The sequence below is a fragment of the Streptomyces rubellomurinus genome (assembly GCF_000961885.1).
Lineage (GTDB): Bacteria > Actinomycetota > Actinomycetes > Streptomycetales > Streptomycetaceae > Kitasatospora > Kitasatospora rubellomurina.
In genome coordinates this window covers 23,162-41,864 of record NZ_JZKH01000077.1, presented here as the reverse complement: position 1 = coordinate 41,864, position 18,703 = coordinate 23,162, and the positions used below count along the sequence as shown (strand labels likewise).

18 protein-coding genes are annotated in these 18,703 nt (G+C 73.7%); 12 read left to right on the top strand and 6 right to left on the bottom strand.

The features are described 5' to 3' along the window. The 4 genes from VM95_RS45315 to VM95_RS28930 all read left to right on the top strand — a co-directional run. The coding region (locus tag VM95_RS45315; protein WP_157882129.1) for an acyl-CoA dehydrogenase family protein at positions 1-82 on the top strand (82 nt) is incomplete at its 5' end. 152 nt (positions 83-234) lie between these two features. Then, entirely contained in the window at positions 235-1,095 is an 861-nt protein-coding gene (locus tag VM95_RS28940; protein WP_045702176.1) for an oxidoreductase, read from the top strand. 67 nt (positions 1,096-1,162) lie between these two features. Beyond that, entirely contained in the window at positions 1,163-1,657 is a 495-nt protein-coding gene (locus VM95_RS28935; protein ID WP_045702174.1) for a GNAT family N-acetyltransferase, read from the top strand. 11 nt (positions 1,658-1,668) lie between these two features. Next, a complete protein-coding gene (locus VM95_RS28930; RefSeq protein ID WP_045702172.1) occupies positions 1,669-2,325 on the top strand; it encodes a class I SAM-dependent DNA methyltransferase in 657 nt (218 codons plus the stop codon). Between the two features lie 6 nt (positions 2,326-2,331). Here the strand turns inward: VM95_RS28930 and VM95_RS28925 are convergent, their stop codons facing one another. After that, the gene (locus VM95_RS28925) at positions 2,332-2,700 is read right to left on the bottom strand and encodes a MerR family transcriptional regulator (protein ID WP_045702192.1); all 369 of its coding nucleotides are present in this window, start codon (positions 2,698-2,700) and stop codon (positions 2,332-2,334) included. 135 nt (positions 2,701-2,835) lie between these two features. Here VM95_RS28925 and VM95_RS28920 point away from each other — a divergent pair, with 135 nt between their 5' ends. Further along, on the top strand, positions 2,836-3,330 hold the full coding sequence (locus VM95_RS28920; protein ID WP_045702170.1) for a peptidylprolyl isomerase: 495 nt from the start codon (positions 2,836-2,838) through the stop codon (positions 3,328-3,330). Positions 3,331-3,433: 103 nt separating this feature from the next. Here VM95_RS28920 and VM95_RS28915 read toward each other — a convergent pair whose 3' ends face one another. After that, the gene (locus tag VM95_RS28915) at positions 3,434-3,901 is read right to left on the bottom strand and encodes an LbetaH domain-containing protein (protein ID WP_052707640.1); all 468 of its coding nucleotides are present in this window, start codon (positions 3,899-3,901) and stop codon (positions 3,434-3,436) included. Positions 3,902-3,938: 37 nt separating this feature from the next. Beyond that, complete coding sequence (locus tag VM95_RS28910) at positions 3,939-5,231, bottom strand: LCP family protein (RefSeq protein ID WP_045702168.1); 1,293 nt, start codon at positions 5,229-5,231, stop codon at positions 3,939-3,941. A 340-nt stretch (positions 5,232-5,571) separates the two neighbouring features. Here VM95_RS28910 and ssuE point away from each other — a divergent pair, with 340 nt between their 5' ends. From ssuE to VM95_RS28880, 6 genes are all read left to right on the top strand, one after another. Further along, complete coding sequence (gene ssuE / locus VM95_RS28905) at positions 5,572-6,129, top strand: NADPH-dependent FMN reductase (RefSeq protein ID WP_045702166.1); 558 nt, start codon at positions 5,572-5,574, stop codon at positions 6,127-6,129. 310 nt (positions 6,130-6,439) lie between these two features. Next, on the top strand, positions 6,440-7,225 hold the full coding sequence (locus VM95_RS28900; RefSeq protein ID WP_045702163.1) for an ABC transporter ATP-binding protein: 786 nt from the start codon (positions 6,440-6,442) through the stop codon (positions 7,223-7,225). A 20-nt stretch (positions 7,226-7,245) separates the two neighbouring features. Then, positions 7,246-9,813, top strand: a complete 2,568-nt coding sequence (locus tag VM95_RS28895) for an ABC transporter permease (RefSeq protein ID WP_045702162.1) — start codon at positions 7,246-7,248, stop codon at positions 9,811-9,813. Positions 9,814-9,955: 142 nt separating this feature from the next. Next, a complete protein-coding gene (locus VM95_RS28890) occupies positions 9,956-11,998 on the top strand; it encodes a hypothetical protein (protein ID WP_045702160.1) in 2,043 nt (680 codons plus the stop codon). Positions 11,999-12,113: 115 nt separating this feature from the next. Continuing rightward, positions 12,114-13,154 carry a glycosyltransferase family 2 protein gene (locus tag VM95_RS28885; RefSeq protein ID WP_045702158.1) on the top strand — a complete coding sequence of 347 codons (1,041 nt, stop codon included), beginning with the start codon at positions 12,114-12,116 and terminating at the stop codon, positions 13,152-13,154. A gap of 39 nt (positions 13,155-13,193) precedes the next feature. Continuing rightward, on the top strand, positions 13,194-13,814 hold the full coding sequence (locus tag VM95_RS28880) for an acyltransferase (RefSeq protein WP_045702156.1): 621 nt from the start codon (positions 13,194-13,196) through the stop codon (positions 13,812-13,814). Here the strand turns inward: VM95_RS28880 and VM95_RS28875 are convergent, their stop codons facing one another. The 3 genes from VM95_RS28875 to VM95_RS28865 form a co-directional block, all read right to left on the bottom strand. Next, positions 13,815-15,341, bottom strand: a complete 1,527-nt coding sequence (locus tag VM95_RS28875; protein WP_244178988.1) for an LCP family protein — start codon at positions 15,339-15,341, stop codon at positions 13,815-13,817. It lies immediately after the preceding gene. 140 nt (positions 15,342-15,481) lie between these two features. Continuing rightward, the gene (locus VM95_RS28870) at positions 15,482-16,708 is read right to left on the bottom strand and encodes an LCP family protein (protein WP_045702154.1); all 1,227 of its coding nucleotides are present in this window, start codon (positions 16,706-16,708) and stop codon (positions 15,482-15,484) included. A gap of 37 nt (positions 16,709-16,745) precedes the next feature. Next, positions 16,746-17,537 carry a TIGR03089 family protein gene (locus tag VM95_RS28865; RefSeq protein ID WP_045702152.1) on the bottom strand — a complete coding sequence of 264 codons (792 nt, stop codon included), beginning with the start codon at positions 17,535-17,537 and terminating at the stop codon, positions 16,746-16,748. Positions 17,538-17,641: 104 nt separating this feature from the next. Here VM95_RS28865 and VM95_RS28860 point away from each other — a divergent pair, with 104 nt between their 5' ends. Next, positions 17,642-18,682 carry a peptidoglycan recognition protein family protein gene (locus VM95_RS28860; RefSeq protein ID WP_244178987.1) on the top strand — a complete coding sequence of 347 codons (1,041 nt, stop codon included), beginning with the start codon at positions 17,642-17,644 and terminating at the stop codon, positions 18,680-18,682. The last annotated feature ends 21 nt before the right edge of the window (positions 18,683-18,703 follow it).

Genomic DNA, 18,703 nt, shown 5'->3' with positions numbered 1-18,703 from the left:
GATGCGGGACGCGAAGATCACGCAGATCTACGAGGGCACCAACCAGGTCCAGCGCATCGTGATGGCCCGCAACCTGCCGTAACGACCCCACGAACCGACGCCCCGGAGCCCCCGGCCGATTCCCCCACGGCCGGGGGCTCCGGCGTTCCCGGACGCGGCCGTTCCGCGCCGATCGGCCTGGTGTATGAATGATCGTCAACTTCCCTGTGGTTCAGCAGAGTACGGAGGAACACGATGACCGAGCAGCAGGAGACCACCGGCCGGGTGTGGCTGATCACCGGCGCCAACTCCGGTTTCGGCCAGGCCGTCGCCGAGGCCGCGCTGGCCGCCGGCGACACCGTGGTCGCCGCCGCCCGCCGCCCCGAGACGCTGTCCGGGCTGGCGGCCGCCCACCCCGGCCGGGTCGTCCCGGTCCGCCTCGACGTCACCGACCAGGCGCAGATCGCCGCCGCCGTCGACGAGACGCTCGCCCGCTTCGGCCGGGTCGACGTCCTGGTCAACAACGCCGGGCGCGGCCTGATCGGCGCCGTCGAGGAGTCCACCGACCGCGAGCTGCGGGACCTCATGGAGCTGCACTTCTTCGGCCCGGCCGCGCTGACCCGGGCCGTGCTGCCGCACATGCGGGCCCGGGGCTCGGGCGCGGTGGTGCAGATGAGCAGCATGGGCGGCCGCTTCTCCTTCCCCGGCGTGGGCGCCTACTCGGCGACCAAGTTCGCCCTGGAGGGGCTGTCCGAGGCGCTGGCCAAGGAGGTGGCCGGCTTCGGGATCAAGGTGCTGATCGTCGAGCCCGGCGCCTTCCGGACCGGCTTCGCGGGCGGCGGCGCGCTCGCCCACTCCGCCCCGATCGGGGCGTACGACCCGATCGTCGGCCCGGTCCGCACCGGGCTGCCGGACAGCGACGGCAAGCAGCCCGGCGACCCGGTGAAGGCCGCCGAGGCGATCCTGGCGGCCCTGGCCGCCGAGCCGACCCCGCTGCGGCTCGCGCTCGGCAGCGACGCGGTGGACGGCGTCCTCGCCAACCTCGACGGCGCCCGCGAGGAGCTCGGGGCCTGGGAGGCGGTCGGCCGCGGCACCGACTTCCCGGCCGGCGCCTGACCGAAATCCCGGTGCCTGACCGAAATCCCGGTGACGGCGGGCGGCCCCGCTCTCTAGGCTGCCCGCCGTGTCCACCCCTGCGCTGCGCCTCGCCGAACTCACCCCCGCCACCATCGACGCCGCCCTCGCCCTGCGGGTGCGTCCCGACCAGGAGCACCTGGTCGCGCCGGTGGCCACGTCCCTGGCGGAGGCGTACGTGCACGGCGACACCGCCTGGCCCCGGCTGATCCTGGACGGCGAGCGGCCGGTCGGCTTCGTGATGGCCTTCTTCGACGTCCGCTTCGACCCCGAGCGGCCGGACGACCGCCCCCGCTCGGGCCTGTGGCGGCTGCTGATCGACGCCGGGCAGCAGCGCGGCGGCTACGGCCGCTTCGCCGTCGAGCAGGTCTGCGCCGAGGTCCGCCGCCGCGGCGGCACCCGCGCCACCGTCACCTACCACCCCGGGCCGGACGGCCCCGAGGCCTTCTACGCCGGCCTGGGCTTCCGCCCGACCGGCGAGCTCAGCGGCGACCAGGTCGTCGCCGAGCGGGAGTTGGAGCCCCTGGGGGAGTTCCTGGAGTAGGGTCCCGGTCCGTGACCAGCGAGCCGGAGTTCCTCACCGAGACCAGGGCGTTCTACGACGCCGTCGCCGTCGAGTACACCGACATGTTCGGGGGCCTGATGGCCTCCTCCCCGATGGACCGGGCGGTGCTCGGGCTCTTCGCCGAGCTGGTGCGCGCCGAGCGGCCGGACGGCAAGGTGGCCGAACTCGGCTGCGGCTCGGGCCGGGTGACCGGCCACCTGCACGGGCTCGGCCTCGACGTCTCCGGTGTGGACCTCTCGCCGGGGATGATCGAGCTGGCCCGGCGGGACCACCCGCAGGTGCCGTTCCGGGTCGGCTCGCTGTTCGACCTCCCGTACGGCGACGGTGAGTTGACCGGCGCGCTGGCCTGGTACTCGATCATCCACACCCCGGCCGAGCGGCTGCCGCCGGTCTTCGCCGAGTTCGCCCGGGTGCTGGCCCCCGGCGGCCACCTGGTGCTGGCCTTCCAGGTCGGCGACGAACCGTCCCGCCAGGACCGCCCGTTCGGCCACCCGGTGTCGCTGGACTTCCGCCGGCTGCGGCCGGAGCGGGTGGAGGAGCTGCTCCGGGAGGCCGGCCTCCGGGTCACCTCCCGTACGGTCCGCGAGGCGAGCACCGGCGAGAAGACCCCGCAGGCCTACCTGCTGGCCCGCAAGCCCGCGGCCTAGGAAGAACTAGGCGGCGGGATCCGCGGTGGCCCCGGCGATCACCTCGTCCAGCACGTCCCGCGAGCGCAGCAGGTCGGTGATCATCCGGTCGATCCGGGCCCGCTCCGCGACGAGTTCGTCGACGAGCAGCGGGGTCGCGATCGCGCTGGGGCCGCCGTCGGCGTCCCGCATGCAGGGGAGGAGCTTGAAGATGGTGCGGCTGTGCAGCCCGGCCGCGAAGAGCTCCTGGATGTGGACCACCCGGTCCACCGCCATCTCCGGGTACTCCCGGTGGCCGCCCCGGGTGCGCCGGGCGACCAGCAGGCCCTGCTGCTCGTAGTAGCGCAGCGAGCGCTCGCTCACGCCGGTCCGCCGGGCCAGTTCACCGATCCGCATGCCGCCCACCCCGCCCGTCCGATCGAAGGCTTGAACCCGCCATGGATCGTAGCCCCGCCGGATAACACGCCGCCCTGACCTCGGGCCCCGAGGGGGTGGCGCGCGTGGCCCGGCCGGTCGTGCCATGATCCCTGCATGGCTTCCAACGTTTTCTTCGACATCGAGATCGACGGCGTGCCGTCGGGCCGCATCGTCTTCAAGCTGTACGACGACGTCGTCCCGAAGACCGCCCAGAACTTCCGCGAGCTGGCCACCGGCCAGAACGGCTTCGGCTACGAGGGCTCCGGCTTCCACCGCGTGATCCCCGCCTTCATGCTGCAGGGCGGTGACTTCACCAACCACAACGGCACCGGCGGCAAGAGCATCTACGGCGAGAAGTTCGCGGACGAGAACTTCCAGCTCAAGCACAGCAAGCCGGGCCTGCTGTCGATGGCCAACGCCGGCCGCAACACCAACGGCTCGCAGTTCTTCATCACCACCATCGTGACCGACTGGCTGGACGGCAAGCACGTCGTCTTCGGCGAGGTCGTCGAGGGCATGGACGTGGTCAAGCTGATCGAGTCCAAGGGCTCGCAGAGCGGCCGCACCTCGGCCAAGGTCACCATCGCCAAGTCGGGCGTGGTCGAGTAATCACCGCCCCCACGGGAGCGGATGACGCGTACCGCCCCGGAGTGGGAAGTCGGCAGGTCCGACTTCCCACTCCGGGGCGGTGGCGTTTCGGCGGTGGCCCTTCTCAGGGCGCGCCGACGGCCTGGGCGGGCACCCAGTCCTCCCGCACGCCGACCTTCCGCGCCGGCACCCCGGCCCAGACCTCGCCGGGCCCGGTCGAGCGGGTGAGCACCGCGTTGGCGCCGACCACGGTGCCCGCGCCCACGGTCAGCACGCCCTCCTTGCACACCACCTTGGCGCCCGCGCACAGCACCGCGCCGTCCTCGACCACCACCCGCCGCATCGGGCTGAGCTCCTGCGGCACCCACGGGTCGGCCCGGCCGATGGTGACGCCGTTGTAGAGCGTCACGCCGGCGCCGAGCGTGGTGTACGGATGCAGCACGGTGCCGAAGCCGCGGTGGAAGACGGTCAGCCCGGGCCCGATCTCGCAGGCGGCGGGCACCTCCATGCCGTAGAGCGCGAGCGCCTCCTGGACCAGGCGGCCCAGGAGGCGGTGGCGACGGCGGTAGACGAGTGCGGAGACGAGTGACATCCACACATTGTGACGTCACGGGTACTTCACGTCACCGTTACTTGAAGTCCGGCACGGCGGTGTCGTTCTTGAAGGCGTCGAAGACCTGCTTGGACTTGGCGGCGTCCCACTGCACGGCGGACTCGCCGGTCTTGGTCCGGAAGTCCGGGTTGCCGATCGGCACGGTGAGGCTCTTGCCGCTGCCGCCGTTGACGTCCTTCATGGCGAGGAACATCGAGCCGAGGTCGGTCAGCCCGCAGTCCTCGTCGACGATCAGGGTGCCGAGCGCCGAGTCGACCAGCGGGTAGAAGGTGAACGGGTTCAGCAGGTTGCCGGGGGAGGCGGCCTGGTGGGCCAGCGCCCCGAGGAACTTCTGCTGGTTGCGCATCCGGCCGAGGTCCTGGTCGGCCATCTGGTGGCGCTGGCGGACGAAGGCGAGCGCCTGCTTGCCGTTCAGGGTCTGGTCGCCGGCCTTGAGGTCCAGGCCGGAGTCCTTGTCCTTGATGTCCTGGTCGATGTGCATCTCGACGCCGCCGATCGAGTCGACGATGCCCGCGAAGCCGGCGAAGCCGATCTCCGCGTAGTGGTCGATGCGCAGGCCGGTGTTCTGCTCGACGGTCTGCACCAGCAGGCGGCCGCCGCCGTTGTTGAACGCCGAGTTGATCTTCGAGGTGGTGGCCTTGACGGTCTTGCCGTTGCCGCCCTGGTGCTCCGGGATCGGCACCCAGGAGTCGCGCGGGATGCTCATCAGGGTGTTCCCGCCGTCCCCGATGTGCAGGACCATCATCGAGTCGCTGCGCTTGCCCTCGACGTCGTGGCCGGTGTGCATGTCCTCCATCTGGGCGTCGGTGAGGCCCTCACGGCTGTCCGAGCCGACGATCAGCCAGTTGGTGCCCTTCCCGGCCGCCGGGCGCCCCGGGTAGTCGGCCAGCACGTTCTCGTGGTTGAGCTTGGAGTCGGCCCAGAAATAGGTGGAGACGGCGGTCACCATGACGGCGATCAGCACGCCGAACACCGACCACTTGACGATCCGCCGCCGCGGCCAGCGCCGGGCCGGCGCACCGGCCGGCCGCGCCCCGCCGGGCCCGCCCGGACGCCCGGGGCCACCCGGGCCACCCGGACCGCCGGGCCCGCCCGGGTACCCCGCGCCGGGCCGCGCGTCCGGAGCACCCGTCCCCTGCGCCGGGACGCCGCCGACCGGCCGGGGCGGCTCCGGCCGCCGCGGTGCGGGCGCCCCCGCTCCGCGCGGGTTCAGCGAGGCCGGCAGCGGCGGCTCGGCCGCGCCGCCTCCGCCGTTGCCGCCGTACGGGTTCCCGCCGCCCCCCGGGCGGCCCTCCTGCCAGGTGTTCATGCCGACGAGGATGCCCGACCCCGCCCGCGGTGACTCCCCTCGGGGTGCCCTCCAGGCCTCTTGTAGCAGTTTTGATGCACGTACCGGATCGTTCCGCCGCAACGTCCGGACACCCGCCGTTCCGGCTGCTGAAACGATTCTTGACCGGCTCGAACACCGCGTGTTTGCATCGTCGGCATGGTTCAGCGTTGGGCACTCACGCGTCGGCGGCACGTCGACCTGCGCCGTGGTGTGGCCAGCTCGCTCTGTCGCGGCTGAGGCGCCCGCCCAGCACGCCGCCCCCGAGCAGCCCCCCGAGCAGCCCCGAGCACCCGCCGCTTCCACCCGTCAGAGGTGAACCATGGCCACCGTCCTGTCCGTGTCCGGCTCCCCGTCCGCGACCTCCCGCACCACCCGCCTGCTGCGCCACGTCGACGCGCAGCTCGCCGACCGCGGCCACCACGTCGTCCCGTTCGAGGCCCGCAGCCTGCCCGCGCACGCCCTGCTGTCCGGCGACTTCGACCACCCCGAGATCGTCGCCGTCACCGAGCTGTTCGCCCGGGCGGACGGCGTCGTCATCGGCACCCCCGTCTACAAGGCCGCCTACTCGGGCCTGCTGAAGGCCCTGCTGGACGTGCTCCCGCAGTACGCCCTGGCCGGCAAGGCCGTCCTGCCGCTGGCCACCGGCGGCTCGCCCGCGCACGTCCTTGCCGTCGACTACGCGCTGCGCCCGGTGCTCAGCTCGATGGGCGCCGGCCACATCACCCAGGGCTGGTTCGTGCTCGACCGCCACATCACCGCCGGGGAGGACGGCTCCACCCGGGTCGAGCGCGAGTCGGACGCGCTGCTGGCCCCGGTCGTGGCCGGCTTCGCGACGGCCCTGGAACGGCTCTCCGTACCCGCACTGACCTGCGGCTGAGCCCCGTACGGGGCGTCCCCGAGACGGGCGGCGGCGACCCCTAGGGGGAGGGGCGCCGCACCCCGTAGAACCATGGTTGAAGCGCTTCATTCCGGCGGAGGACGAGCGCCCCGCCGTCCGCTCCTAACGTGGTTCCTACATCCCCACCCGCCAGGAACCGGCCCGATCCGGTCGGGTCCGGCAGCCCGGTCCACCGGGAGGGTGGGGACAACTCCCGGTCGAGGACTACCGCCAGCGCCATGTCGCGGGACGGTCGAGCCGTACGAGGCTGGGGGCCAACGGGTGAGCGCATCTTCCATAGGAGACTCCAGTGACGACGGCAACAGCCGTGTTCGACCCCCAGCTTCCCGGCGGAGAGTCCGCCGTCGCCGCCTCCGCCCGCCAGGTCACCAAGGCGTACGGCTCGGGCGAGACCAAGGTCACCGCGCTCGACGCGGTGGACGTCGACATCCAGCGCGGCCGGTTCACCGCGATCATGGGCCCCTCGGGCTCCGGCAAGTCGACCCTGATGCACTGCCTGGCCGGCCTCGACACGGTCACCGCCGGGCGGATCTGGATCGGTGACACCGAGATCACCGGCCTCAAGGACAAGCAGCTGACCAGACTGCGCCGCGACAAGATCGGCTTCATCTTCCAGGCGTTCAACCTGCTCCCGACCCTGAACGCGCTGGAGAACATCACGCTGCCGATGGACATCGCCGGCCGCAAGCCGGACCAGGCCTGGCTCGACCAGGTCGTCGAGACGGTCGGCCTGGCCGGCCGGCTCAAGCACCGCCCGACCCAGCTCTCCGGCGGCCAGCAGCAGCGCGTCGCGGTGGCCCGGGCGCTGGCCGCCCGCCCCGAGATCATCTTCGGCGACGAGCCCACCGGGAACCTCGACTCCCGGGCCGGCGCCGAGGTGCTGACCTTCCTGCGCCGCTCGGTCGACGAACTGGGCCAGACCATCGTCATGGTCACCCACGACCCGGTCGCCGCCGGCTACGCGGACCGCGTGCTCTTCCTCGCCGACGGCGTGATCGTCGACGAGATGCACGCGCCCACCGCCGACTCCGTCCTCGAACGCATGCGCCGTTTCGACGGCAAGCGCACCAGCTGAGCGGGCGGGACGACGCGAACATGCTGCTCAAGACCTCACTGCGGAGCTTCTTCGCCCACAAGGGCCGGATGGCGCTCTCACTCATCGCCGTCGTGCTGTCGGTGGCCTTCGTCTCCGGCACCCTGGTGTTCTCCAACACCGCGACCAGCACCTTCGACAAGCTCTTCGCCGCGACCGCCTCCGACGTCTCCGTCCAGCCGCCCAAGCCGGACGACGACGAGGAGCAGCAGGCCGCCGCCAAGCCGCCGACCGTCCCGGTCGCGCTGGCCCAGCAGATCGCCGGGCTGCCCGGGGTGAAGACCGCCGTCGGCCAGGTCATGGTCCACAACGCGATCCTGGTCGACCCGGCCACCAACAAGCTGGTCGGCCCGACCCAGGGCGCGCCCACGCTGCTCGGCAACTGGACCGACACCCCGCGCAACGCGCTGCACATCACCTCCGGCCACGCCCCGCAGGGGCCGGGCGAGCTGGTGCTGGACGCGGACACCGCGAAGAAGGCCAAGCTCGGCCTCGGCGACCACGTCCGGGTGGACAACTCCGGCGGCAAGCACGACTTCACCATCGCCGGCATCGCCACCTTCACCACCACCAACCCCGGTGCGGCGCTGGCCTTCCTGGACACCGACACCGCCCAGCGGGTGCTGCTCGGCGAGCAGGCGTACACCTCGGTGGAGGCCTTCGGCGACGGCAGCCGCGGCAACGACCAGCTCAAGGCCGACGCGGTCGCCAAGGTCGGCGCCGGCTACCAGGTGAAGACCGCCGCCGAGCAGAAGGACGAGAACACCAAGCAGGTCGGCAGCGGCCTCGACTTCATGAAGTACGCGATGCTCGGCTTCGCGTTCGTCTCGGCCATCGTCGGCGCCTTCCTGATCGTCAACACCTTCTCGATGCTGGTCGCCCAGCGCACCCGGGAGATCGGCCTGCTGCGCGCCATCGGCGGCAGCCGCCGGCAGGTCAACCGCTCGGTGCTGGTCGAGGCGCTGATCCTGGGCGTGCTCGGCTCGACGATCGGGGTCGGGGCCGGCCTGGGCGTCGCGGTCGGCCTGATCAAGCTGATGAACGCCATCGGCATGGACCTGAACGCGGCCGACCTGCAGATCGGGCCGGACGTGTTCGTCGCCGGCTACTCGCTGGGCATCGTGGTCACCCTGGTCGCGGCCTTCTTCCCGGCCCGCCGGGCGAGCCGGATCTCGCCGATGGCCGCGCTGCGCGACCACGGCACCCCGGCCGAGGGCCGCGCCAACGTGATCCGTACGGTCGTCGGCCTGCTGCTGACGGCGGGCGGCGCGGCGCTCCTGGTGCTCGGCGCCGGCGCCGACAAGGCGGCCACCGGCGGGCAGTACCTGGGGCTGGGCGTGGTGCTGACCCTGGTCGGCTTCGTGGTGATCGGCCCGCTGCTGGCCTCCGCGCTGATCCGGGTGCTCGGCGCGGTGCTGCCGGCCCTGTTCGGGCCGTCCGGCAAGCTCGCCCAGCGCAACGCGATGCGCAACCCGCGCCGCACCGGCGCCACCGCCGCCGCGCTGATGATCGGCCTGGCGCTGGTGATCGCCTCCTCGGTGTTCAGCTCCTCGGCCGTCACCTCGGCCAGCGCGCAGATCGACCGGTCGGTGGGCGTGGACTTCATCATCCAGGGCGGCCGAACCGAGGTCACCCCGGAGATGCAGGACATCGTGCGCCGCACCCCGGGCATCGACCACGTCACCACCCAGAAGTTCTTCACCGCGAAGCTCCAGCTGCCGGACGGCGGGAAGGCGAAGAACGACCTGACCGCCGTGCCGCCGACCTTCTTCGGCAGCGACTTCCACCCGAGCCTCGACGCCGGCTCGGTGGACTCGATCGAGCGCGGCTCGCTCGGGATCGGCGCGGCCTTCGCCAAGGACCACAACCTCAAGGTCGGCGACCAGGTGGGCGTCGACTACGGCAAGGGCCGCACCCAGACCCTGCCGGTGGGCGCGGTCTTCAAGAAGGGCGAGCTGTTCGGCGACGGCTCCTTCGTCGCCATGGACACCATGGCCAAGGTCGTCCCGGCCGCCGAGCAGCCGCCGGTGTGGACCTTCTTCGCCAAGGCCTCGGCCGGCACCGACGTCGCGAAGACGCTGACCGCGCTGGAGGACGGGCTCAAGCAGTTCCCGCAGCTGAGCATCAAGGACCAGGCCGGCTACAAGGAGATGGTCCAGTCCCAGATCGACACGCTGCTCTACCTGATCTACGGGCTGGTCGCGCTCTCCATCACCGTCGCGGTGCTCGGCGTCGTCAACACCCTGGCGCTGTCGGTGGTCGAGCGGACCAGGGAGATCGGCCTGCTGCGGGCGATCGGGCTCTCCCGCCGCCAGCTGCGCCGGATGATCCGGCTGGAGTCCGTGGTGATCGCGCTGTTCGGCGCCGTCCTGGGCACCGGGCTCGGCCTGGCCTGGGGCGTCACCGCCCAGCGGGTGCTGCGGGACCAGGGCCTCGGGACGCTCTCCGTCCCGGCCGGCACGATCGGCGTCACGCTGGCCGCCTCGGTGGTGATCGGCCTGTTCGCCGCCCTGATCCCGGCCTTCCGGGCCGGGCGCATGAACGTCCTCGCGGCGATCGCGACGGACTGACCCGGGGTCACGGGGGAGCCCGGGTACGGGGGAAACGGGGGTAACGGGGGAAGCGGGGGGTACGGGGGAGCGGGGGCCGGGCGCGCGCAGCGCCCGGCCCCCGTGCCGGTCCCGCCCCCGGACCGCCTGAGATGATCGTCCGATGTACACCCCGGACGCCCCGTCGCTGCCCAGCGCCGCGCCCCTGACCGCCGCCGCCGCCGCGCGCTGGCGCGCCGCCCGTACGGCCTGGCGGCTGGACAGCCGGTGGCTGGCGGTGGTGCCGCTCGGGTTCCTGATCCTGGCCGCCGCCGTCGAGCCGGACACCGGCGGGGTCTGCAACGCCCAGGGCATCTGCCGGGACAGCTGGGGCGAGAGCCTGGCCATCTGGACGGTGCTGGCCGAGACCGTCCTGCTGCTCGCCCGGCCCCGCATCCGGCCGCTCGTCCCGATCGCCGCGCTGGCGCTGTTCTGGTACGTCCCGAACGGGCTGGTCACCCCGGTCGCCCGCTGGTCGGCGGTGCTGCTGCACGTGCTGCTCGCCGCCGTCCTGATCGGCGCCGACCTCGGCCGCCGCAAGGCCCGCCAACAGCTCGACGAGCTGATGGCCCCGCCCGTCGCCTTCCCGTGGACGGCCGCCGGCGCGCCCTCGCCGGTCCGGCCGGACGGCGTGCCGGTCGGCCGGCGGGTGCTCGGCTGCCTGCTGCTGGTGGTCGCCGCGACGCTGCCGCTGTACGGCCTGTGGGAGCAGCAGCGGCAGGAGGAGCGGGACGCGGCCGCCGTCCGGGTCACCGGCACCGCCGGGGAGTTCGACCAGGACGGCCTGCTGACCGTCCACTACCAGGCGCCGAGCGCCCGCGACGTGCTGAAGGCCGCACCGGCCGGCAGCCCGACCGGGCCGACCGCCACGCTGGACGTGTGGTGGGCCGAGCGCCCGAAGCCCGGCCAGTCGATCCCGCTGCTGCTGGACGGCGACCAGGTCCGCGCCGAGGGCGACGACTACGACCCCTCCGGGCAGCTGGTCTTCGGCGGCCTGATCGCCCTGCCCGGCCTGCTGCTGCTCGGCTCGGCCCTCGCCCACGACGCCCGCCGCCGCCGGCCCGGCTTCGTCGGCGCCGCCCCCGCGCTCGCGGTGCGGGTCCGCGCCGACGCCCGGGGCGACCTGCTGGTGCTCCCGGTGGACGGCCCGCCGGACGGCCCCGCGCTGTGGCGGCTGAAGGAGTGGGAGCGCTACTACTGGGCCCGGGACGGCCACCCGGACCTGCCGGAGCACCCGGGCCCGGGCTGGCTGCCCGAACACCCCGATCTGGAGGGGAACGAGGAGGACTACCCCGAGCCGGTGCTGCGGCAGGACCCGGACGAGGACGAGGAGGAGTACGGCGAGCTCGTCGAGCGCGCCACCCCCGAGCAGGCCGCCGCCTGGTCCGCCCGCGCGGCGCGCAGCGTCCCGGCCGTGCTGTACCGCGGCCCGGACGGCCCGGACCAGCAACTCCTGTTCCGCCCGGCCCTGTTGGACGGCGATCCGCACTGGGTCGCGGCCGTGGTCGCCCCCGCCGCGCGGTCCCCCCGGCTGACCCGGCAGGGCGAGCACTACCGCGAGCGCGAACTCGCGGTCCGCGCGCTCAGCGCCAGGACGCTGGCCGACGCCCCCGCCGCCGGCCCCGACACCGAGCGGCTGCCCGCGCTGCGCTGGGAACTGCCGCTGCCCGTACGGGCGCTGGCCGGGCCGCTCGCGGCGGTGCTGATCGCGACCGCGGTGGTCCTGCTCGGCGACAGCGGCTGGTGGAGCGGGCTGGTGCGCCCGCTGTGGATCGGCTCGATGGCGGTGTTCCTGATCGGCGGCGCGGCGTCCTGGCAGCTGGTGGCCGACCGGGACGGCCTGCGGGTCGCCTCCGCCTTCCGGGTCCGGCAGATCCAGTGGCGGCAGATCGGCGCCGCCGCCGTCCACCGGGGCCGGCTGACCATCCGGCTGCACTCCGGGGAGGAGATCGCCATCAGCACCTGGCTGATGGCCGCCCTGGCCGGCCACTTCGGCGAGCGCTACGACCCGGCGCGGCTGGCCCGGACGGTCGCGCTGGCCGCCCACCGGCCCGACCTGCGCCCGGCGCAGGCCCGGCAGGACCGGCTCGGCAGCCCGCAGCACCTGCTCAACCGGCTGTCGGTGGCCGGCTACGCGGTGTTCACCGTCGCCCACTACCTGCTGTGAACCGGCACCGCGTCCGCACCGCGTCCGCACCCCGTCCGCACCGCCCGTACCCTGTGCGTTCAGCGGCCCCGACCGGATGCGACGCGGTGCCTTCCGCACCGGTACGGTTGCCCCGATGAACACCAAGGCTGCTGAGGAGCTGCCGGCGGTCTCCGTGATCATGCCGGTGCTCAACGAGGAACGACACCTGCGCACGGCCGTCCGGCGGATCCTGGACCAGGACTACCCCGGCGAGCTGGAGGTGGTGATCGCCCTCGGCCCCTCCACCGACCGCACCGCCGAGATCGCGGCCGAGCTGGTGGCCGAGGACCCGCGGGTGAAGACGGTGGACAACCCCACCGGCCGCACCCCCGCCGGGCTGAACGCCGCGATCCGCGGCTCGCGCCACCCGATAGTGGTGCGCGTGGACGGCCACGGGCTGCTCACCCCCGGCTACGTCGCCACCGCCGTCCGGCTGCTCACCGAGATGGAGGCGGCCAACGTCGGCGGCATCATGCACGCCGAGGGCGAGACCGAGTGGGAGAACGCCGTCGCCGCCGCGATGACGTCCAAGATCGGCGTCGGCAACGCGGCCTTCCACACCGGCGGCCTGGCCGGCCCGGCGGACACCGTCTACCTCGGCGTCTTCCGCCGCGAGGTGCTGGAGAAGCTGGGCGGCTACAACGAGGAGTTCATCCGCGCCCAGGACTGGGAGCTGAACTACCGGATCCGCCAGGACGGCGGGCTGGTCTGGTTCACCCCGCAGCTCAAGGTGACCTACCGCCCCCGGCCCTCGGTGCGGGCGCTCGCCAAGCAGTACAAGGACTACGGCCGTTGGCGCCGGGTGGTCACCCGCTACCACCGCGGCTCGGTCAACCTGCGCTACCTGGCCCCGCCGGCCGCCTTCCTGGGCGTCACCCTCGGCCTGGTGCTCGGCGCGGCCGTCCACCCGGTGTTCCTGGCCGCGCCGGGCGCGTACCTGCTCGGCATCCTCGGCGGCTCGGTGGTCGAGGGCCGCGGCCTGTCCGGCCGGGCGAAGGCGTGGCTCCCGGTGGCCCTGGCCACCATGCACATGAGCTGGGGCTTCGGCTTCCTCACCTCGCCGCGCTCGCTCGCCCGCAAGGTGATCGCCAGCACCGCGCCCACCGCGAAGGACGTGCTCTCGCAGGCCCGTTGACGCACCTGACCGAGGGTCCTTCCCCTATCGTCGGTGCGCATGGGAGCAGTTGCGGGCGGGCCCGGCGCGGCCCGGATCGAGCCGAGCGCGGACGTCGACGAGCGGGCCGTGCTCGGCGCCGGGACGACGGTCTGGCACCTCGCCCAGGTCCGTGAGCACGCGGTGGTCGGCGCGGACTGCGTGATCGGGCGCGGCGCGTACGTCGGCCCGGGCGTGCGGATCGGGAGCCGGGTCAAGGTGCAGAACCACGCGCTGGTGTACGAGCCGGCCGTGGTCGAGGACGGGGTGTTCATCGGCCCGGCCGCCGTCCTCACCAATGACCGTCACCCCCGCGCGGTCACCCCGGACGGCCGCCTCAAGGGTGAACTCGACTGGCGCGCCGATGGCGTGACGCTTCGTCATGGCTGCTCGATCGGCGGCCGGGCGGTGCTGGTGGCCGGGGTGACGGTCGGCCGCTGGGCCCTGGTCGCGGCCGGCGCGGTGGTGCACCGGGACGTCCCGGACTTCGCCCTGGTCGCCGGGGTGCCGGCCCGCCGGATCGGCTGGGTCGGCCGGGCCGGCGAGCGGCTGCGGCCCGCGGGCGAGGGCCGCTGGGAGTGCCCCCGGACCGGCGAGCGCTACCGCGAGACGGACGGAATCCTCCTGCCGGGCAAGCCCTAGCTACTTGGCGCACACGTCGGTGTCGTCCGCCTGCACCCGCTGGAGGTCCTTCGGGGCCTCGGACGGCGGCTGCTGCGGGCCGCTCGTCGCGCCGAGCGCGTCCTTGCCGAGCACCAGCAGCAGCGGGCCCCTGGGGTCCGCCTTCGGGTCCGCCTCGGCGGCGTCGGCGGGCAGTCCGAGGGCGGCGGCCAGGGCGGCGGCCTCGGCCTCCTGGCCGGGTGCGTGGGTGATCGTGGTGGTCGCGGCGGCCGGCGCGTCGGAGGCCACCGCGGCCTTGGCGAAGCCCTTGGCCTTCAGCTTCTCCACGGTCGGCCCGGACTGCCCGCGGGTGCCGCTGCCGTTGCGCACCGTGACCCGGACGTCCTTCGGGTCCACCGGTGCGGCGGTCGCGGTCGGCGCGGTGGTGGCCGGTGCGGCGGCGGCCGGGGTGTCGGCGGGGGCGGCCGGCGCGGGCGTGTCCGTCAGCGAGCGGTCGTTCGCGATCATCGAGAACAGCTGCCCGGCGTCCGGCTGCTTGAGGATCAGCCGGTCCTTGTCCTTGGGGTCGTCGAGGACCGGCACGGTGGCGAAGGTGATGTTCTTGGTGTCCACCTTGCTGATGTCCGTCGCCAGGTCCTTGAGCTTGTCGACGCTGCCGATCCCGGAGTCCACGGTGAGCGCCTTGGTGGCCGCGTCCGCCAGCTTGTAGAGCTTGGTCGGGCTGGTCAGGGTGTCGCCGCTCTTGATCTTGCGGATCATCGAGCTGATGAACTGCTGCTGCAGCGGGATGCGGGTGAGGTCCCCGCCGAAGCCGACCGCGTGCCGGGTGCGGACGAAGGCCAGCGCCTCGTCGCCCTGGACCACGTGCCGGCCCTTGGACATCTTCAGGTGCGAGTCCTTGTCGTCGATGTCCTTGGCCGCGCACACCTCGACGCCGCCGACCGCGGTGGACAGCGTCTTCACCGCCTCGAAGTTGACCTCGACGAAGTGGTCGACCCGGATGCCGGTGACCTTCTCGACGGTCTTCCAGGTGCAGCCCGGGTCCCGGCCGGACTGGCCCAGGCTGTTGTTGAACATGTCCCGCGCGGTGCCCGGGATCCTCGTCTTCCCGTCCGCCGACTGGCAGTCGGGTATCGGCACCATCAGGTCGCGCGGGATGCTGATCACCGTCGCGTTGGAGCGGTCCTTGGCGAGGTGGAACAGCAGCGTGGTGTCGGCGTGCCCGGTGCTGCCCTCGTCGCCGTACTCGCGGCCGAGGCCCTGGCGGCTGTCGGTGCCCAGCACCAGGATGTTGAGCGCGTCCCCGGCGGCCTTGGGCCGCTCCTCCTCGCTGCCCACGTCGACCTTGACCGAGGTCAGGTTGTTGTTGAAGTGCTGGTACAGGTAGTACGCCCCGCCGCAGCCCGCGACCATCACCAGGGCGCCCGTCCCAGCCGTCCACTTGAGCACCCGGCGGCGCCGGGCCCGCTTGGCGGCCGCGGCCCGGCGCTTCGCCTCCCGGCGCCCCTCGCCACGGCACTCGCCGGTTTTCGGATTGTCCTGCTGCACGGAGTTTCCCTACGTCCGGCCGGTCACGGTGGCCGGCCTGTCAAGGCGGCAGGCCGATCCGGACACACTAGACGAGCCGAACGGGGGAATGGTTCCGGTATGAAATCCGTCACGTACGGGCAATGCGCGGGTAAAGGCGATCAGTGCTGGGCGCAGGCGTCCACGTCGGCCGTGCGCCCCTCGAAGGTGGGCGAGGCGCCCGCCGAGGGTGTCGCCGCCTCGCCCGACCCGGCCTCGGGGCCCGGCGTCGGGCTCGGGCCCGCGGTCGGCGTGCCCGGCGGGGCGGGGGCGCGGACGGTGATCGGCCGGTCCTCCCGCAGCGCCGTGAACAGCTGCCCGGTCTGCGGCTGCACGAACTCGTCCCGGTCCGAGTCGTAGCGGTACGGGCGGCGCGGCGCCGTCAGGAACACCACGTTCGGCGAGGGCACCCCGCGCAGGTCCTGGGTGAGGTCGTACAGCGCGCCGAGCGAGGACAGCCCGCCGTCCGCCCGCACCGAGGAGGTGGCCGCGTCCAGCACCGGCCACAGCTTCGCCGGGTTGAGCAGCACCCCCTGCGACTGCACCTTGCGCAGCAGCGAGGCCAGGAACTGCTGCTGACGGCCCATCCGCTGGGTGTCGCTGCCGTCCCCCAGGCTCTCCCGGGCCCGGACGTACCCGAGCGCCTGCTCACCGTGCAGCACCTGCCGCCCGGCGGGCAGGTCCAGCTTGGCGTCCTTGTCGTGGATCGGCTGCGGCACGCACACCTCGACCCCGCCGATCGCGTCCACCATCGTCCTGAAGCCGCTGAAGTCCAGGATCAGGTAGTGGTCGATCCGGATCCCGCTCAGCTGCTCGACCGTCCGGATCGCGCAGGCCGGGCCGCCCAGCTCGAAGGCCCAGTTGAACTGCATGGTCGCCGGCCGGCTGCGGGTGCCGTCCGGCTTGTCGCAGGCCGGGACGGCCACCATCACGTCGCGCGGGACGGACACCGCCGTCGCGTGCCGGTGGTCCGCCGACAGGTGCAGCAGGATCGTGGTGTCCGAGCGCTCGGTGCCCGCCTCGCCGCCGTAGGAGCCGTTCGAGCCGTCGCGGGAGTCGCTGCCGATCAGCAGGATGTTCTCGGCGCCCGGAGCGCCCGCCGTACGGCTCGGCCGCTCGGCCTCCAGCTTGGCCAGCAGCCGGTCGGTGGCCGTGTCGGTGCGGATGTTGCCGTCCAGCTTGCGGTAGGCGACCCAGGCCAGCACCCCGGTGGCCACCAGCAGGAACGCGACGACGCCGGCGGTGATCCACAGCCACCGCCGGCGCCGTCGCGGGCGTCGCTCGCCGTCCGGGGGACCGCTCGTCGGGGGGACGGCGGTCGGGGGGTGCTCGGTGTCGTCCTCGGCCATGGCAGCGATGCCTACCCAGTCAGGCCCGGGCCGGGGGTTACCCGAGGCGCAGTGTCACCCGTTCGGATTCGGTCCGCTTCTCCCACTGCGCGGCGTCCAGCCCCTGCGAGTTGCGGCACAGCACCACCGAGGCGCCGGCCGCCAGCGGCGCCAGCAGGCCGGCCTCCAGGCCCGCCCAGTCGTCGTAGGAGTGGGTGGACAGCACGCGGTCGCCGGGCTTCAGACCCAGCCGGACGGCCCCCTCGCGGGCCAGCGCGACGGTCTGCTCGCCGGTCAGCTTCAGCGGCAGCCCGTCCACGCTGGTCTCCAGCGCGGGCGCGTCCGGGGTGACGGGCGAGTACGGCGCGAAGCGGTCGCCCTGGCCGGGCACCTCGGCGGCGTAGTCCAGGAAGCCGTCCGGGCGCTGCGGGAAGCGGCCGCCCAGCGGGCGCAGCGCGAGCGCCACCCGCTCGCCCTCGCAGGCCTGGGCGGCGGCCAGGCCGTCCGGGCCGCTCACCACCAGCTCGGCGGCGGCCGGGTCGCCGCCCGGCACCGCGGCCACCCCGACCGACCAGCAGGCCAGCAGCCAGACGGCGCTCTGCCAGTGGGCGGGCAGCAGCAGTGCGGCGCGGTCGCCCGGGCCGGCGTTCAGCTCGTCCTGCAACAGGTTGGCCGTCTTGGCCACCCAGTTGTCGAAGGTCCGGGCGGACAGCTCCACCCGTTCGCCGGTGGCGTCGTCGTAGAAGGTGACCAGCGGGGCCGCGGGATCGACCGAAGGGGTGCCACCTCGCAGATATGCGTGCAGCAGCTCGACGGGGGTGCGGGCATCGGCAGCAAAAGGCGCAGTCATGGTGCGCCCCAGCCTACGGCCTTCGGGTGGCGGGCCGGGAGGGGTGGCCGGACCGCCGCGGGGCGGCGTGGCGAGTCGGCCGTTTTGCGGCCACCATCCGGTTTATGCCCCTTTCACTCCCGGCCGCGCTGCTCGCCGGCTGCACCGCCGCGCTGCTCCTCCAGCCCGCCTCCGCCGCCTCCCCGGGGGAGCGCCGGACGTCGGCGGGCGGCGGCACGGTCACCTCGCTGCCGCTGGCCGGCGGCCCCGGGCTCGCCCCGCGCGGCACCCGTCCGTTCGAACTCCTCGGCGTCGGCTGGGACGGCCCGGCGGACGCGCTCGCCGGCGGCAGCGTCCGGGTCCGCACCCGGAACGCGGACACCGGCGACTGGAGCGACTGGCACGCCCTGGAGGCCGACACCGAGGACGGCCCCGACCGCGCCCCGCACGGCACCCCGCGCGGTGCCACCGCGCCGCTGTGGACCGGCCGCAGCGACGGCGTCGCCGTCGAGGTCCGCCCCGGCCCGGCCGGGCCGCCGCCCGGCCTGCGGCTCGAACTCGTCGACCCCGGCCGCGGCGCCGCCGCCGCACCCGCCGCCCGCAGCCTGCCCGCCGGGCCGGCCGACGGCGGGCAGGCGCCGCGCCCCGCCATCGTCACCCGGGCCGGCTGGGGCGCCGACGAGTCCCTGCGCGACCAGACCTTCGAGTACACCGGCCCGGTCCGCGAGGTCTTCGTCCACCACACCGCGACCGCCACCGACTACGCCTGCGCCGACGCCCCCCGGGTGATCCGGGCGATCTACCAGTACCACGTACAGAGCAACGGCTGGCGGGACATCGGCTACAACTTCCTGGTCGACCGCTGCGGCACCGTCTACGAGGGCCGCGCCGGCGGCGTCGACCAGCCCGTCCACGGCGCCCACACCCTCGGCTTCAACACCGACTCCGCCGGCGCCGCCGCCATCGGCACCTACCTCACCGACTCCCCGCCGCAGCCCCTCCTCGACGGCCTCGCCGCCATCGCCGCCTGGAAACTCGGCCTCACCGCCCAACCCGCGGACGGCCACACCAAACTCACCTCCGCCTCCGACGCCAGCCGCTACCCCAAGGGCACGGTCGTCGACTTCGACGCGATCTCCGGCCACCGCGACGCCTTCACCACCTAATGCCCCGGCACCGCCCTCTAC

Coding starts and splice junctions, on each gene's coding strand:
- VM95_RS28940 (WP_045702176.1), top strand. CDS start 235: ATGACCGAGCAGCAGGAGACCACCGGCCGGGTGTGGCTGATCACCGGC.
- VM95_RS28925 (WP_045702192.1), bottom strand. CDS start 2,700: ATGCGGATCGGTGAACTGGCCCGGCGGACCGGCGTGAGCGAGCGCTCG.
- VM95_RS28920 (WP_045702170.1), top strand. CDS start 2,836: ATGGCTTCCAACGTTTTCTTCGACATCGAGATCGACGGCGTGCCGTCG.
- VM95_RS28915 (WP_052707640.1), bottom strand. CDS start 3,901: ATGTCACTCGTCTCCGCACTCGTCTACCGCCGTCGCCACCGCCTCCTG.
- VM95_RS28910 (WP_045702168.1), bottom strand. CDS start 5,231: ATGAACACCTGGCAGGAGGGCCGCCCGGGGGGCGGCGGGAACCCGTAC.
- ssuE (WP_045702166.1), top strand. CDS start 5,572: ATGGCCACCGTCCTGTCCGTGTCCGGCTCCCCGTCCGCGACCTCCCGC.
- VM95_RS28895 (WP_045702162.1), top strand. CDS start 7,246: ATGCTGCTCAAGACCTCACTGCGGAGCTTCTTCGCCCACAAGGGCCGG.
- VM95_RS28890 (WP_045702160.1), top strand. CDS start 9,956: ATGTACACCCCGGACGCCCCGTCGCTGCCCAGCGCCGCGCCCCTGACC.
- VM95_RS28885 (WP_045702158.1), top strand. CDS start 12,114: ATGAACACCAAGGCTGCTGAGGAGCTGCCGGCGGTCTCCGTGATCATG.
- VM95_RS28880 (WP_045702156.1), top strand. CDS start 13,194: ATGGGAGCAGTTGCGGGCGGGCCCGGCGCGGCCCGGATCGAGCCGAGC.
- VM95_RS28870 (WP_045702154.1), bottom strand. CDS start 16,708: ATGGCCGAGGACGACACCGAGCACCCCCCGACCGCCGTCCCCCCGACG.
- VM95_RS28865 (WP_045702152.1), bottom strand. CDS start 17,537: ATGACTGCGCCTTTTGCTGCCGATGCCCGCACCCCCGTCGAGCTGCTG.
- VM95_RS28860 (WP_244178987.1), top strand. CDS start 17,642: ATGCCCCTTTCACTCCCGGCCGCGCTGCTCGCCGGCTGCACCGCCGCG.